Annotated in this window: 10 protein-coding genes and 2 tRNA genes; 10 read left to right on the forward strand and 2 right to left on the reverse strand. The window is 67.6% G+C overall.

What is annotated here, in order from left to right; all coding sequences use genetic code 11:
* Window positions 1-169 precede the first annotated feature (169 nt).
* Window positions 170-1,282 (forward strand): homoserine O-acetyltransferase MetX, encoded by a 1,113-nt coding sequence (metX, locus tag ACT6SE_RS14045; RefSeq protein ID WP_046431707.1) that lies wholly within the window; start codon window positions 170-172, stop codon window positions 1,280-1,282.
* On the forward strand, window positions 1,283-1,627 hold the full coding sequence (locus ACT6SE_RS14050) for a DUF1294 domain-containing protein (protein ID WP_014647770.1): 345 nt from the start codon (window positions 1,283-1,285) through the stop codon (window positions 1,625-1,627). It abuts the gene before it with no gap.
* 112 nt (window positions 1,628-1,739) lie between these two features.
* Here the strand turns inward: ACT6SE_RS14050 and cydC are convergent, their stop codons facing one another.
* Both cydC and cydD read right to left on the reverse strand, forming a co-directional pair.
* On the reverse strand, window positions 1,740-3,419 hold the full coding sequence (gene cydC, locus ACT6SE_RS14055) for a thiol reductant ABC exporter subunit CydC (protein WP_046431711.1): 1,680 nt from the start codon (window positions 3,417-3,419) through the stop codon (window positions 1,740-1,742).
* Complete coding sequence (gene cydD, locus ACT6SE_RS14060) at window positions 3,416-5,161, reverse strand: thiol reductant ABC exporter subunit CydD (protein WP_014647772.1); 1,746 nt, start codon at window positions 5,159-5,161, stop codon at window positions 3,416-3,418. The genes cydC and cydD overlap by 4 nt, the downstream gene beginning before the upstream one ends.
* Before the next feature lie 228 nt (window positions 5,162-5,389).
* On the opposite strand from cydD, the gene ACT6SE_RS14065 reads away from it, so the two are divergent.
* The 8 genes from ACT6SE_RS14065 (at window position 5,390) to pgaB (ending at window position 14,355) form a co-directional block, all read left to right on the forward strand.
* Window positions 5,390-6,979 carry a cytochrome ubiquinol oxidase subunit I gene (locus tag ACT6SE_RS14065; protein WP_005410352.1) on the forward strand — a complete coding sequence of 530 codons (1,590 nt, stop codon included), beginning with the start codon at window positions 5,390-5,392 and terminating at the stop codon, window positions 6,977-6,979.
* Between the two features lie 15 nt (window positions 6,980-6,994).
* The gene (cydB, locus tag ACT6SE_RS14070) at window positions 6,995-8,146 is read left to right on the forward strand and encodes a cytochrome d ubiquinol oxidase subunit II (protein WP_014647773.1); all 1,152 of its coding nucleotides are present in this window, start codon (window positions 6,995-6,997) and stop codon (window positions 8,144-8,146) included.
* Between the two features lie 58 nt (window positions 8,147-8,204).
* Window positions 8,205-8,321: a cytochrome bd-I oxidase subunit CydX gene (gene cydX / locus ACT6SE_RS14075; protein WP_005410354.1), complete on the forward strand. Its 117-nt coding sequence runs from the start codon at window positions 8,205-8,207 to the stop codon at window positions 8,319-8,321.
* A gap of 55 nt (window positions 8,322-8,376) precedes the next feature.
* Window positions 8,377-8,453, forward strand: a tRNA-Pro gene (locus ACT6SE_RS14080).
* Window positions 8,454-8,593: 140 nt separating this feature from the next.
* A tRNA-Pro gene (locus ACT6SE_RS14085) sits at window positions 8,594-8,670 on the forward strand.
* 221 nt (window positions 8,671-8,891) lie between these two features.
* Window positions 8,892-10,097: a CynX/NimT family MFS transporter gene (locus ACT6SE_RS14090; RefSeq protein WP_046431717.1), complete on the forward strand. Its 1,206-nt coding sequence runs from the start codon at window positions 8,892-8,894 to the stop codon at window positions 10,095-10,097.
* Between the two features lie 342 nt (window positions 10,098-10,439).
* Entirely contained in the window at window positions 10,440-12,467 is a 2,028-nt protein-coding gene (pgaA, locus tag ACT6SE_RS14095) for a poly-beta-1,6 N-acetyl-D-glucosamine export porin PgaA (protein WP_046431720.1), read from the forward strand.
* A gap of 1 nt (window position 12,468) precedes the next feature.
* Window positions 12,469-14,355, forward strand: coding sequence for a poly-beta-1,6-N-acetyl-D-glucosamine N-deacetylase PgaB (gene pgaB / locus ACT6SE_RS14100; RefSeq protein ID WP_046431722.1), 1,887 nt, complete (start codon window positions 12,469-12,471; stop codon window positions 14,353-14,355).
* Window positions 14,356-14,359 lie beyond the last annotated feature (4 nt).

Raw genomic sequence — 14,359 nt, forward strand, 5'->3', positions numbered from 1 at the left:
GAGCCGATGCTCGGCTGCCCGGCGCCGGCAACTCAACCGCAGCCGAGCATGGGCTCGGCTCTACAGTAGATCCACGCCATGCGTGGATGCGACGGTCCGGTCCGCGTCCATCCATCCATGGAAACCAGCGTGTCGCCAGCTCCACATGCGGCCCCGCTAGAATGCGTGCATGACCGAATTCATCCCGCCCGGCACCCGCTTCCACGCCCTGCCCTCGCCGTTCCCGTTCAAGCGCGGTGGCGCCCTGCATGGCGCACGCGTGGCCTACGAGACCTGGGGAACGCTGGCCGCTGACGCCGGCAATGCGATCCTGATCGTGACCGGCCTGTCGCCGGATGCGCATGCGGCGGCCAACGAGGCCAATCCGGCGCCGGGCTGGTGGGAAGCGATGGTTGGCCCCGGCAAACCCATCGATACCCGCCGCTGGTTCGTGGTCTGCGTGAATTCGCTGGGCAGCTGCAAGGGATCGACCGGCCCCGCCTCGATCAACCCGGCCAGCGGTGAGCCCTACCGCCTGGACTTCCCCGAGCTGTCGATCGAAGACGGCGCTCGCGCCGCGATCGAAGTCGTGCGTGCGCTGGGCATCGCGCAGCTGGCCTGCGTGGTCGGCAATTCCATGGGCGGGATGACCGCGCTGGCCGTGCTGATGCTGCACCCGGGCATCGCGCGCAGCCACGTCAACATTTCCGGCAGTGCGCAGGCGCTGCCGTTCTCGATCGCGATCCGCTCGCTGCAGCGCGAGGCCATCCGTCTCGACCCGCGCTGGAATGGCGGCCACTACGACGATGCCGAGTACCCCGAGTCCGGCATGCGCATGGCGCGCAAGCTGGGCGTGATTACCTACCGCTCGGCACTGGAATGGGATGGCCGCTTCGGCCGCGTGCGGCTGGATTCGGACCAGGCCGACGACGATCCGTTCGGGCTGGAATTCCAGGTGGAAAGCTATCTGGAAGGCCACGCACGGCGCTTCGTGCGTTTCTTCGATCCCAACTGCTATCTGTACCTGAGCCGTTCGATGGACTGGTTCGACCTGGCCGAGTACGCCGACGGCGACGTGCTGGCCGGGCTGGCGAAGATCCGGGTGGAGAAGGCACTGGCCATCGGCGCCAACACCGACATCCTGTTCCCGGTGCAGCAGCAGCAACAGGTCGCCGACGGCCTGCGTGCCGGCGGTGCCGATGCGCGCTTCATCGGCCTGGAATCGCCACAGGGCCATGATGCCTTCCTCGTCGATTTCGAGCGTTTCGGCCCGGCCGTGCGCGGCTTCCTCGACGCGCTGTAAGTGGCGTGGCGGCGTAACCTCGCGCTGGCCGCCTTCGGCGCGCTGACCGCCTTGATGATCAGCGGTGTGCTGCCGTTGTGGCTGGGTGGCTGGTGCCTGCTGGCCAGTGCGGTGTCGTTCGGCCTCTATGGCCATGACAAGCGCGCGGCGCAGCGAAAGCGATGGCGCATTCCCGAGCGCACCCTGCAGCTGCTGGCCTTCGCCGGAGGCTGGCCCGGCGCGCTGCTGGGCCAGGCGCTGTTCCGCCACAAGCATCGCAAAGCCGCATTCCAGTGGGTGTTCTGGCTGTGCGTGCTGGCCAACGTGGCCTCGATCGCGGTGATGCTGCGCGAGTTCTCCCATTGACCGGCCTGTAGAGCCGAGCCCATGCTCGGCTGGCTTGCTTCCGGAGCCGAGCATGGGCTCGGCTCTACAGTAGATCCACGCCATGCGTGGATGTGCCGACCAAGGTCGGCATCTACCGAAGCACTTCGCGCTCCAACACCCCGTCGCGCAACCGGTACTGCGCATCGACCACGCCTTCGGGCAGGTCGTCGTGGGTGATCATCAGCAGGCTGCGCCCGTCCAGCAACCCGGAAAGGTCCTGCAACAGCGCGCGTGCGGTATCCACGTCCAGGCCTTCGGTGGGTTCGTCGAGCAGCAGGATCGGCGCATTGCGCAGCAGCGCGCGCGCCAGCGCCAGGCGTCGTGCCTGGCCCGCCGACATCGTCGCACCGTTCTCGCCGACCCAGGCCTGCAGGCCACCGTTGTGCTCGGCCCAGTCGCCCAGGCGCACGCGACGAAGGACCGCCCACAACGCGGCATCACGGGCGTCGGGATCCCCCAGCCGCAGGTTCTCGGCCACGGTACCGGCAAACACCGGTGCGTTCTGCGGAAGCCAGGCCAGCTGGCGGTGCCACTCGGCCTGGGCGACGTCGCGCAGGTCGCGTCCGCCATAGGTGATTCGCCCCTGTTGCGGATCCCACAACCGCAGCAGCAGGCTGGACAGCGTGGTCTTGCCGCTGCCGCTGTCGCCACGGATCGCGATGCGTTCCCCCGGTGCCAGGGTCAGCTGCAGGCCGGACAACACCGGCCGCGCGGCACCTGGCCACTGGAAGTGCACGTCATCCCAATGCACGCGCGCCACCTGGGGTACCGGCTGCGGCGTCTGCGGATCCTCCACCGCCGGCGGTTGTTCGACGATGGCCTGCAGGCGGTCGGCAGCAATGCGCCCGGACTGCAGCGACTGCCAGGCCAGGCCCATGCCGGCCCAAAGTTCGATCAGCGCCACGGTCAGGAAGACGAGGCCTGCGGCCATTTCCGGCGCGATGTGCTGCTGTTCGGCGGCGTGCAGGGCCAACGCCAGCATCGCCACCAGGCCCAGCCCCGCCACCAGGCCGTGCAGGGTCGAGGCCGCGATCAGGCGCCAACGCCGACGACGATCACGCGAGGCCAGCTGCTTGGCGGCCACGCGTACCTTCAGCTGCCAAGCCGCATCGGCATGCAGCGCAGCCAGGTCACCGGCCCCCTCCAGCCCTTCGAATGCAGCGGTGCGCAACGCCGCGCGGTGCGCGGCACGATCGGCCTCTTCGTCATCGTGGCCACGCACGCCCAGCCACGGCACGCCGAAGGCGATCAGCAGCGCCAGCACCGCCAGCAGTACCGCCGCCGAGGGCAGGATCAGCGCTGCCGAGGCAACCGCCACCAGCGACAGCGCGCCCAGCGCCACCAGCGGCCCGATCGCACGCACCAGCAGCCCATCCACTTCGCCGATGTCCCCCAGCAGCCGCGCCAGCAGCTCGCCGGTGCGCGTGGCGCCCAATCGTGCCGGCGCCAGTGGCAGCGCGCGGCGGAAGAACCACACGCGCAGGTCGCGGGCGATGCGCAGCGTGGCATCGTGGCCGACCAGCTTTTCGAAGTAGCGCGACACGATGCGCGCCATGGTCAGGCCACGGATGCCGGCCGAGGGTGAGAAGAAGTTGAAGCCCTGGCCGAGGCCGGCCGCACCGGCCAGCGCGGCCGCCGTGAGGAAACCACCGGACAGGCCCAGCAGCGCCGTGCCGGCCAGCATCGTGGTCCACAGCAGCAGCAGGGTCAGCAACAGGCGCGGCCGGTGCCGTAGGAACACGGCGCGCAGCGAATCGGGCGAACGGCTCACGCGCGCACCGCCTGTGCCGGTTCCACCAGCCGGCCTTCCGGCAACAGCAGGCAACGGTCGGCCCACGCGATCACGGCCGGGCTGTGGGTGGCGACAACCACGCTGCGGCCACGTGCATAGGCGGCCAGGCTGCGCAGCAACGCCGCTTCGGTATCGGCATCGAGGAACGCGGTCGGTTCATCCAGCAGCAGCACCTGCGGGTCGCGCAGCAGCAGGCGGGCCAGGCCAATGCGGCGGGCTTCACCACCGGACAGGCCGAAGCCGCGTTCGCCGATCACCGTGTCCAGCCCCTGCGGCAGGCGCTGGGCAAACTGCAGGACCTGCGAAGCCTCGGCCACCGCGCGCAACCGCGCATCGCTGGCTGCGGGATCGGCCAGGCGCAGATTGTCGGCGATGCTGCCATGGAACAGGTACGGTCGCTGGCTGGCATAGGCCACCTGCACGCCGGGGCGCAGCTGCAGCTTGCCGGCACGCGGCGGCAACCAACCGGCCAGCGCCTCCAGCAGCGTGCTTTTGCCGGACCCGCTGGGACCGACCAGGGCCAGGCGCTGGCCCGGCTCCAGCAGCAGGTCCAGATCCCGCAGCACATCCTGCGGCGCCCCCAACGGGCGCAGTACCAGCCCTTGCGCCTGCAGTGGCGGCAAGGCGGCCTCGGCCGGCTCCACCGCCAGCGGCGCAACCTCGTTCTCGATCAGGCCCTGCTCGTCCGGCAGCGACTGCAGCAGGCGCTCCACTTCGGCGGCGGCGGCCAGTGCATTGGCGCGATCGTGGTAGTGCGCAGCCAGCCGTCGCAGCGGCGCATAGAACTCCGGCGCCAGCAGCAGGCAGAACAGGCCCGCACCCAGCGTCGGCACCGCTGCATGCAGCGACATCATGCCCAGATAGCTCAGGCCCAGGTACAGCGCCACCATCGCCACGCTCACCGAGGCGAAGAATTCCAGCACGGTGGACGACAGGAAGGCGATACGCAGCACCTTCAGGGTGCGCACGCGCACGCCTTCGGCGGCGGCCTCGATGCCGGCCAGTTCGGCTTCGCCACGGCCATACAGGCGCAGCAGGCCCAGGCCCTTGATGCGGTCGGCGAAGTGGCCGCTCATGCGCGCCAGCTCGCCCAGCTGCGCGCGCCCGGCGGCTTCAGCACCCCAGCCCACCAGCATCATGAAGAACGGCACCAGCGGCGCGGTGAACAGCAGGATCAGCGCCACCACCCAGTCCACCCAGGCGACAGCGGCCAGGATCAGCAGCGGCACCACCACCACTTCGGTGCGCACCGGCAGGAAGCCGCTGTAATAGCTCTCGATCGCATCACCGTGATGCAGCATCAGTTCGCCCAGTTCACCGGTGCGGCGCTGCCGCAGCCAGAGCGGGCCCTGGCCCAGCAGGCGTGCGAACACGCGTTCGCGCAGTGCCAGCCGGGCGGCGTCGGCCACGTCACCGGCGGCGGCCTGGGTGGCGCTGCCCAGCAGGGTGCGCAGCACCAGGATCACCGCCAATCCCGCCAGCACCGGCAGGCCAGAGGCCAGCGGCACGCGCTCCACCAGCACCTGCTGCACCAGCCAGGCGATGGCGGCAGCCTGCCCGATCAACAGCGCGCCGGACAGGCTGATGCACAGCGCGGCCAGGCGCTGGCGGCCCCGGGCGGAGCGTGCCAGGTCGGCCAGCCAGGCCGTGCGCACACGCCGCTGGCGGGCGGTTTCAGCTTCCGGGGACAGGCCGTCAGGGGTCGTTTCGGCAGCGCTCAAGAGGTCTTCACGGGCAGCGGGGGAGACACGGCATTGTAGGCGCAGGCAATAGCCCGCCCCTGCGGCCGGCGGTCGCAGTCTTCATCAGGTTGGCATACGATCAACCGGGGCACCTGTTCATACATTGATCTGGATCAAGGCTGTTTGAAGTAGTCGGTCACATCATTCACGTCGTAGACCACCCTTCCCGCCACCTGCAACGGCACTATCCAACGAGGTAGCCAGGCCATGATTGATCAGACAGTCGTAGAACTGTCGCGGCTGCAATTCGCGCTGACCGCGATGTACCACTTCCTATTCGTACCGCTCACCCTCGGCCTGTCCTTCATGGTGGCCATCATGGAGAGCGTGTACGTGATGACCGGCAAGGAGATCTGGCGCAGGATGACCCTGTTCTGGGGCGTCCTGTTCGGCATCAACTTCGCCATGGGCGTTGCCACCGGCATCGTCATGGAATTCCAGTTCGGCATGAACTGGTCCTACTACAGCCACTACGTGGGTGACATCTTCGGTGCGCCACTGGCGATCGAAGGCCTGATGGCGTTCTTCCTGGAAGCGACCTTCGTCGGCCTGTTCTTCTTCGGCTGGAACCGCCTGAGCAAGGTCAAGCACCTGATGGTGACCTGGCTGATGGCGCTGGGGACCAATCTGTCGGCGATCTGGATCCTGGTGGCCAATGGCTGGATGCAGAACCCGACCGGTGCGGTGTTCAACCCGGAAACCATGCGCATGGAAGTGGTCGACTTCATGGCGGTGGTGTTCAACCCGGTGGCGCAGGCCAAGTTCGTGCACACCGTCAGCGCCGGCTACGTGACCGGTGCGGTGTTCGTGATGGCGATCAGCGCCCTGTTCCTGCTGCGCAACAAGCACAAGGACCTGGCCCGTCGTTCGTTTGCGGTGGCCGCGGCGTTCGGCCTGCTGTCATCGCTGTCGGTGGTCGTGCTGGGTGACGAGAGCGGTTACGCCGCCAGCGAACACCAGAAGATGAAGCTGGCCGCGATCGAGGCGATGTGGGAGACCGAGCGTGCGCCGGCCGACTTCACCGCCTTCGGCATCCCCAACCAGGAGACTCACCAGAACGACTACGCGGTGAAGATCCCCTACCTGATGGGCCTGATCGCCACCCGCTCGTTGAACCAGCCGATTCCCGGCATCCTGGAACTGGTCGAGCGCGCCGAACACCGCGTGCGTGGCGGCCAGCTGGCCTACGGTGCATTGGAACGCCTGCGCGCCAACAAGAACGACGTTGAAGCGCGCGAGATGTTCGACCGCCACTGGCAGGACCTGGGCCACGGCCTGCTGCTCAAGCGCTATCGCGATGACATCCTCAACGCCACCCCGCAGGAGATCTCGCAGGCGGCGATGGACACGGTGCCGCGCGTGATGCCGTTGTTCTGGACCTTCCGCGTGATGGCCGGCCTGGGCTTCTACCTGATCGCCTTCTTCGCGCTGGCCTTCTACTACTCGTGCCGCAACAACTTCCAGGACAAGCGCTGGTTCCTCAAGCTGGCCCTGTGGACGCTGCCGGCGCCGTGGATCGCGATCGAGTGCGGCTGGTTCGTGGCCGAGTATGGTCGCCAGCCGTGGGCGGTCGATGGCGTGCTGCCGACCTTCTATGCGGCGTCGGGCCTGGCCCTGCATGAAATCGTGCTGACCCTGGCCGGCTTCACTGCCATCTACACCGCGCTGATCGTGGTCGAGATCAAGCTGATGCTCAAGGCGATCCGCAAGGGTCCGGACGAGGTGCTGCCGTCGCTGCAGTCGCCCCAGCCGCATGCTTCCCACAATGCCTCGGCGCCGGCCGCCGGCCAGGCCTGAGGCAGGAGAACCAAGATGGATTTCATTCTTCTGGACTACACCACGCTGCGCGTGATCTGGTGGCTGCTGCTCGGCATCCTGCTGATCGGTTTCGCCGTGATGGATGGTTTCGACCTGGGCGTGGGCACCCTGCTGCCCTTCGTCGCCCGCAACGACGCTGAGCGCCGGCTGGTGATCAATACCATTGGTCCGGTCTGGGAAGGCAACCAGGTGTGGCTGATCCTGGGCGGCGGCGCGATCTTCGCCGCCTGGCCGCCGCTCTACGCGGTCAGCTTCTCCGGGTTCTACCTGGCGATGTTCGTGATCCTGTTCGCCCTGATCCTGCGTCCGGTCGGCTTCAAGTTCCGCAGCAAGATGCCCAGCGAGCGCTGGCGCAACACCTGGGACTGGGCGCTGTTCATCGGTGGCTTCATACCGGCGCTGATCATGGGCGTGGCGGTGGGCAACGTAGTGCTGGGCGTGCCGTTCCACTTCGATGACAGCATGCGCATCTTCTACACCGGCTCGTTCTTCGGCCTGCTGATGCCCTTCGCACTGCTGGCCGGCCTGCTCAGCGTGTCGATGCTGGTCGCCCACGGTGCCGCCATGCTGGTGCTGAAGACCGACGGCCCGGTGGCCGAGCGTGCGGCCCGCTTCGGCAGCATCGCCGCGATCATCGCTTTCGTGCTCTTTGCGGTCGGCGGCGCCTGGGTGGCCTTCGGCCTGCCGGGTTACCAGATCACCTCGCAGGTGGTCACCGACGGCGCCACCAATCCGCTGCTGAAGACCGCCGAACTCGGCGCCGCCGGTGGCTGGATGCGCAACTACAGCACGATGCCGGCCACGATCCTGGCCCCGCTGCTCGGCCTGGCCGGCCTGCTCGCCAGTGCGGTGCTGCTGCGTGCCCGCCGCGGCGGCCTGGCCTTCATTGCCTCCGGTGCGGCCATCGCCGGCATCATCCTGACCGTCGGCTTCGCCATCTTCCCGTTCCTGCTGCCGTCCTCGAGCCAGCCCACCTCCAGCCTGACCGTGTGGGATGCCTCGTCCAGCCACCTGACCCTGTGGATCATGCTGCTGGCCACGGCGGTGTTCCTGCCGATCATCCTCGCCTACACCACCTGGGTGTACCGCGTGCTGAAGGGCAAGACCACCACCGAAGAGATGGGCAACAACCCGAACGCGTATTGATTGCTTGCACGTGTGCCGACCAACGGTCGGCACCTACCCGGAATGAAGGAGACTGATCATGTGGTATTTCGCCTGGATTCTCGGTGCCGGCCTCGCCTCGACGGTGGCCATCCTCAACGGCATGTGGTTCGAAGCCCGCGAGCAGAACCGCATCGAGAAAGAAAATCGTCGCTGAGCTGTAAAAAAACCTTGCCGCCTTGGCCTTCACACGGTATCTTAGGCGGCTCCTTCGGGGTGTAGCTCAGTCTGGTAGAGCGCTACGTTCGGGACGTAGAGGTCGCAGGTTCGAATCCTGTCTCCCCGACCACTTCGGTGGTCGCATTGAAGCCTGGTGAAGTCGTCCAGGCTTTTTTGTTCCCTGAAGTGGCACTGCTTCGGCAGTGTGAAGAAAATAGCATTCACCCCTTGCCGCCATCGGGGTGAATCGCTAGAATAGGCGGCTCCCTTCGGGGTGTAGCTCAGTCTGGTAGAGCGCTACGTTCGGGACGTAGAGGTCGCAGGTTCGAATCCTGTCTCCCCGACCACTTCGGTGGTCACCAAGAAGCCTGGAAGACATCACTGTCCTCCGGGTTTTTTTGTATCAGGCACCTGGCCGCCCGCATGACGGGACCTTGCCGGAGCCCGCACGTACAATGGCCGCGCTGCCGGCCCGCCAGCAGCCCCTCCCCCACCTGCCGCTTCGGCGTAGACCGATGCCGGCGCTGCATGCCATTGCCCCGGCGTGCGACACCTGCAAGGACCACCGATGAGTTCCTCCCCTTCCGATTCGCCGTCGCTGCTGCACGGCCGCGTCCTCGCATTCGCCGCGATCCTGCTGGCAGCGATCAACCTGCGCACCGCGGTCACCTCGATCACCCCGCTGCTGGACGTGCTCGGCCAGCAGTTCGGTTTCGGTACCACCATGACCGGCGTGCTGGGCATGCTGCCGACCGCGTCGTTCGCACTGTTCGGCGTGGTCACGCCGGCACTGGCGCGGCGCCTCGGGCTGGAGCGCACCACGCTGCTGGCGATGGTGATGGCGATGGCCGGCCTGCTGCTGCGTTCCAGCGCCGGCAACGTCGGCACGCTGCTGTTGGGTTCGGTGGTGGCACTGGCCGGCATGGGCATCGGCAACGTGGTGGTGCCGCCGCTGGTGAAGCGCTACTTCGCCAACAAGGTCGGCACCATGAGCACGCTCTACATCAGCGTGCTGCAGCTGGGCACGATGCTGCCGGCACTGCTGGCGGTGCCGGTGGCCAACGCCGCAGGCTGGCGCGTGTCGCTGGGCATGTGGGCGCTGCTGGCGCTGGCTGCCGCACTGCCGTGGCTGGTGCTGGCCACGCGCGCGCCGAAGCCCCAGTCCGACGCATCCGATCCGACCGCGCAGCCGCACGGCAAGGTCTGGCGCACGTCACTGGGCTGGAGCATGACGCTGATGTTCGGCATGACCTCGCTGATGACCTACTCGATGTTCACCTGGCTGCCGCGCATCGTGGTCGAGGCCGGTGGCACGCCCGCGTTCGGTGGCGTGATGGTCGCCGTGTTCTCGGCGCTGGGCCTGCTGCCATCGCTGGTCATTCCGTCGATGGCGGTGCGCATGCAGAACCCGTTCCCGCTGGTGCTGATTGGCTTCTTCTCGTTCGTGATCGCCTTCACCGGCCTGCTGCTGGCACCGATGAAGGCCCCCCTGCTGTGGGCCTGCCTGCTCGGCGTCGGCCCATCCACCTTCCCGCTGGCACTGACCCTGATCAACCTGCGCACCCGCACCCCGACCGGCTCGGCGGCGCTGTCCGGCTTCATGCAGGGCGTGGGCTACAGCTTCAGCTGCCTGGGCCCGTTCCTGGTCGGCTGGCTGCACACGGTCAGCGACGGCTGGACCCTCCCGTTCAGCTTCCTGTTCGGCTGCGCCGCCCTGATGCTGTGCGCTTCGTGGGTGGCCTGCAAGCCGCGCAAGCTGGAAGATCTCTGGTAAGCCACGTGGGGCCCGCAACCGGGCCCACCTACCATTCGTCAGCCCGTCTGCGCATTTTGACGCCGGGCTGACAATTCCGGGCGGATAGTGCCCACGAATGCCCATCCTTGCCGCGTGCCGGCATCGGGCATGGGGGCGGCAGCGCCGCCCGGGCCACCACTCGGTGTGCGGGGGACTTTCGTTTCAGACAAGACATCGCAGGTCGCTGTCCGGGTTGTATCCGTCTTCGCTGGGCGGGAATGCACGAAGGGAGTGACGCGGGCCACGGCCACGCCAAAAGCTGGCATGTGATGTGCGTCACATTTTTCAGGTTGTCTGGTTCGGAAGCCAAGGGGGTCCCCAATGGTTGTCCACCGCCGGCTGGCGCTCTGCGTCGGCCTCGCCTGCACCGCCCTGGCCTGGGCGAGCAGCGCTGCCCCGCCCGACCGCGAAGCAGCGTTGGCCGAGATCGGCCGCTATCGAGACCAGGCGCGTTGGCTGGACGCCCTGGGCGCGATCGAGCGCGCCAGCCAACAGCAACCCAACGACGACCTGCTGTTCAAGCTGCGCGTATTGACGCTGGGCGACATCGGCAACGCCTGGCGTGCGTGGGAGCTGTACCAGCAGCGCCCGCAACTGTTCGACGCTGCGCAGAAACAGCGCCTGGAAGGCGACTACCTGGCCAAGCTGGTGGTCTGGAGCCTGGCCTACAGCAGCAGCGAGGACAGCCGCCTGGAAGAAGCCGAATCGACCCTGGCCCGCATGCAGCGCTACCTCGGCGGCGAAGGCACCCCGCCCTCGCAGGCACCACTGCGGATCCGCATGGACCGGCTGATCCTGCTCAACCGGCTGGGCCGCCATGCACAGGTCCGCGAGGAAGCGCGGGCACTGCAGGCCGAAGGCCACACCCTGCCCGACTACGTGCTGCCCGCAGTGGGCGATTCGTTGATGGGCACCCTGCACCCTGAAGAGGCCATCCCGGTGCTGCAGGCGGCCGTCGCTGGCGACCCGACGCGCGACGCCTCGCATTCGGAACTGGCTTACGCCTACCTGGAAAGCGAGCAGCAGGAAAAAGCCATCGACCTGCTGCAGGCATGGCGCGACAAGGAGCCGGCGTGGCGCTGGAGCAACGGCAAGTCGCCGTACGCGAACTGGTCGCGCTACGAGGCCGATCTCAACCTGGCGATGGTGCGCGCCTACAGCGGCGACCTGCACACCGCGCAGCACGACCTGGAGTCGATGGTCGAGATCGCACCCGGCAACGGCGGGCTGCAGAGTGCGCTGGGCAGCGTCTACATGATGCGCGGCTGGCCACGCCGGGCGCTGCAGCGCCAGCAGATGGCACACGCGCTCGATCCGCGGGACATCGAACCGCGGCTGGGCATGGAAGAGGCCTATGTCGCCCTGCAGCGCGACGACCTGGCGCGGCCGCTGCACGATGACCTGGTCGCACGCTACCCCACCCAGCCGGCAGTCGAACGCATGGACCAGGCCTGGCGCGCGCATCGCGGCTGGCAGCTGAAGGCATGGACCGACATCGGCCGCAGCTCCGGGGGCGGCGGTACTTCGCCCCTGGGCAACAACGACCGCCACTACGGCGTGGACGTGGAGACGCCGATCCTTGATGACCGCTGGCGGTTGTTCGCCCTCGCCGACCGTCGCGTGACCGACTTCCAGGACCAGCGCATCGATCCCCTGTGGCTGGGTGCGGGCGTGCGTTACCGCTTCGGGCAGCTGGATGCGGAAGCGGCGGTCCTGCGCGCCAACGATCACATCGGCGACACCGGCCTGCGCGTCGGCGTCGGCTGGCAGTTCAACGATTCCTGGCACGCCGGCGTGGTGGTCGCACGCAATGACCCGGAGGCCTCGATGCAGGCGCGCGCGGCCGGCATCACCGCCGACAGCGTGAGCGCACAGGTGGACTACCGGCGCAGCGAGCTCACCCACTGGACGTTCGGCGCGAGCCGCTTCCGCTATGACGACGGCAACCACCGCGAGCTGTTCGGCACCAGCGTCCAACAGCGCCTGCTGACCCGCCCACGCTGGCTGGTCGATGGCCTGGCCAGTGCCTACACCAGTCGCGGCAGCCGCGATGATGCGCCCTACTTCAACCCGAAACGCGACCGCATGGTCGAGATCGGCCTGCGCATCGACCAGCAGCTGTGGCGGCACTACGAGCGCCACTTCCGGCACCGGCTGACCGTCTCGCTGGGCGACTACTGGCAGGACGGCTTCGGCAGCGCGTTGGTGCCGTCGGTGTCCTACATGCACGAGTGGCAGCTGGGCCCTGGCCGCGTGTTCGAGTATGGCGTGCGGTGGTCACGACCGGTCTACGACGGCCATCGCGAGCGCCATATCGGCTTCGAAGCCGCATTGCGCTGGGGAGACTGACATGGCCCGCTTCCTGCGACTGATCGTGCTCCTGCTGCTGGCCTGCGTGCCACCGGCGTTCGCGCAGCAGCCCCTGCATCTTGATGCGATCGACAACGGCCTGCTGATCCTCAGCTACCACGACATCCGCGACAAGGTGGCCGCCAAGGGTGATGCCGATTCCTATGCGGTGAGCACGCAGAACTTCGCCGCGCACCTGGACTGGCTGGGCGCGCACGGCTACCACCCGGTTTCGCTGTCGCAGCTGATCGAGGCCTCGCAGGGCCGCGCCACGCTGCCTCCCAAGCCGGTGCTGCTGACCTTCGACGATGGCCTGCGCAGCGTCTACGACAAGGCGTTCCCGCTGCTGCAGGCCTACCACTACCCGGCCCTGGTGGCGGTGATCACCGATTACGTGGACATGGCACCGGGCCGCACCATCGACTACGGCTACCGCCCGTTCGGCCACGATGACTTCGTGACCTGGGCGCAGCTGAAGCAGATGCACGACAGTGGCCTGATCGAAGTGGCCAGCCATACCGACGACCTGCACCACGGCGTGCTTGCCAATCCGCAGGGAAACTCCACGCCCGCCGTGGTCACCCGCATCTACACCCCGGCCACGCGCAGCTACGAGAGCGAGACACAGTATGAGCAGCGCCTGCGCACTGATCTTTCGCGCAGCGTGCAGCGCATCCAGCAGCACCTGGGCGTGCGCCCGCGCGCCATCGTCTGGCCATATGCCGCGTACAACCAGTTGAGCAACGACATCGCCGAGCAGCTGGGCATGCCGGTTTCGTTCGACCTGGAAGGCCGTAGCACGCCAGTGGCCAGCGACCTGCACGGGCTGGCACGATTGCTGGTGAGCAACAACCCGACCGTGGAAGGCCTGGCCTACGAACTGCGCCGAGACGTGGCGCTCGATGGCATCCGCGCCCTGCAGATCGATCTGGATGATATGTATGACCCGGATCCAGCGCAGCAGGCACGCAATCTCGATGCATTGATCGAGCGGGTCAAGCGCATCGCGCCGACCCATGTCTATCTGCAGGCCTTTGCCGACCCGGACGGCAACAACACCGCCGATGCGCTGTATTTCCCGAACCGGCACATGCCGATGCGGGCGGACCTGTTCAGCCGCGTCGCCTGGCAGCTGAAATCCCGCGCGGGCGTGAAGGTCTACGCGTGGTTGCCAGTGCTCGGCTTCGAACTGCCCGACCCGGAGCAGCGCAAGGTGCTGGCGATCCGCAATGGGGATGCCGACGGCATGTACCGGTTGGATTTCACCGACCCGAAGGCCAGGCAGATCATGCTCGACATCTACGAGGACCTGGCGGTCAATTCCTACTTCGAAGGCCTGCTGTTCCATGACGACGGCTACCTGCGCGACACCGAGCTGCCCGCCCTGGCGGCCGGCGAAGATGGCAGCGCACGTACCCAGGCACTGATCGACTTCACCCTGGCCCTGCGCAACAGCGCGCAGCGCTGGCGGCCGAAACTGGCAACGGTGCGCAACCTGTATGCCGAGCCGGTACTCCGCCCGCAGAGCGAAGCCTGGTTCGCGCAGCGCCTGGACCTGTTCAACAAGGCCTACGACCAGACGGCGCTGATGGCGATGCCGTGGATGGAAGGCAGCAGGCACCCCGAGCGCTGGCTCGACCAGTTGCTGGCCGCGGTACGCGCGCACGACCCGCAGCTTCAGCACACGCTGTTCGAGCTGCAGACCGTCGATTGGCGCAGCGGGCAGCCGATTCCCGCCGGGCGCCTGCGTGCGCAGATCCGCCAGTTGCAGGCGCAGGGCGTGCACCACTTCGCCTGGTACCCCGATGACTTCATCGCCGACCAGCCCTCCACCCGCGATGCCCGCGCGGCAATGTCCGCCGGCAACTTCCCGTACCCGGAGAAGTGACGTG

This window comes from Stenotrophomonas sp. LC732, assembly GCF_052446685.1.
GTDB lineage: Bacteria > Pseudomonadota > Gammaproteobacteria > Xanthomonadales > Xanthomonadaceae > Stenotrophomonas > Stenotrophomonas muris.

Excerpts from the sequence above, each read along its gene's own strand:
- cydB (WP_014647773.1), top strand. The coding sequence starts at position 6,995 with ATGGATTTCATTCTTCTGGACTACACCACGCTGCGCGTGATCTGGTGG.
- ACT6SE_RS14065 (WP_005410352.1), top strand. The coding sequence starts at position 5,390 with ATGATTGATCAGACAGTCGTAGAACTGTCGCGGCTGCAATTCGCGCTG.
- metX (WP_046431707.1), top strand. The coding sequence starts at position 170 with ATGACCGAATTCATCCCGCCCGGCACCCGCTTCCACGCCCTGCCCTCG.
- cydX (WP_005410354.1), top strand. The coding sequence starts at position 8,205 with ATGTGGTATTTCGCCTGGATTCTCGGTGCCGGCCTCGCCTCGACGGTG.
- pgaB (WP_046431722.1), top strand. The coding sequence starts at position 12,469 with ATGGCCCGCTTCCTGCGACTGATCGTGCTCCTGCTGCTGGCCTGCGTG.
- pgaA (WP_046431720.1), top strand. The coding sequence starts at position 10,440 with ATGGTTGTCCACCGCCGGCTGGCGCTCTGCGTCGGCCTCGCCTGCACC.
- ACT6SE_RS14090 (WP_046431717.1), top strand. The coding sequence starts at position 8,892 with ATGAGTTCCTCCCCTTCCGATTCGCCGTCGCTGCTGCACGGCCGCGTC.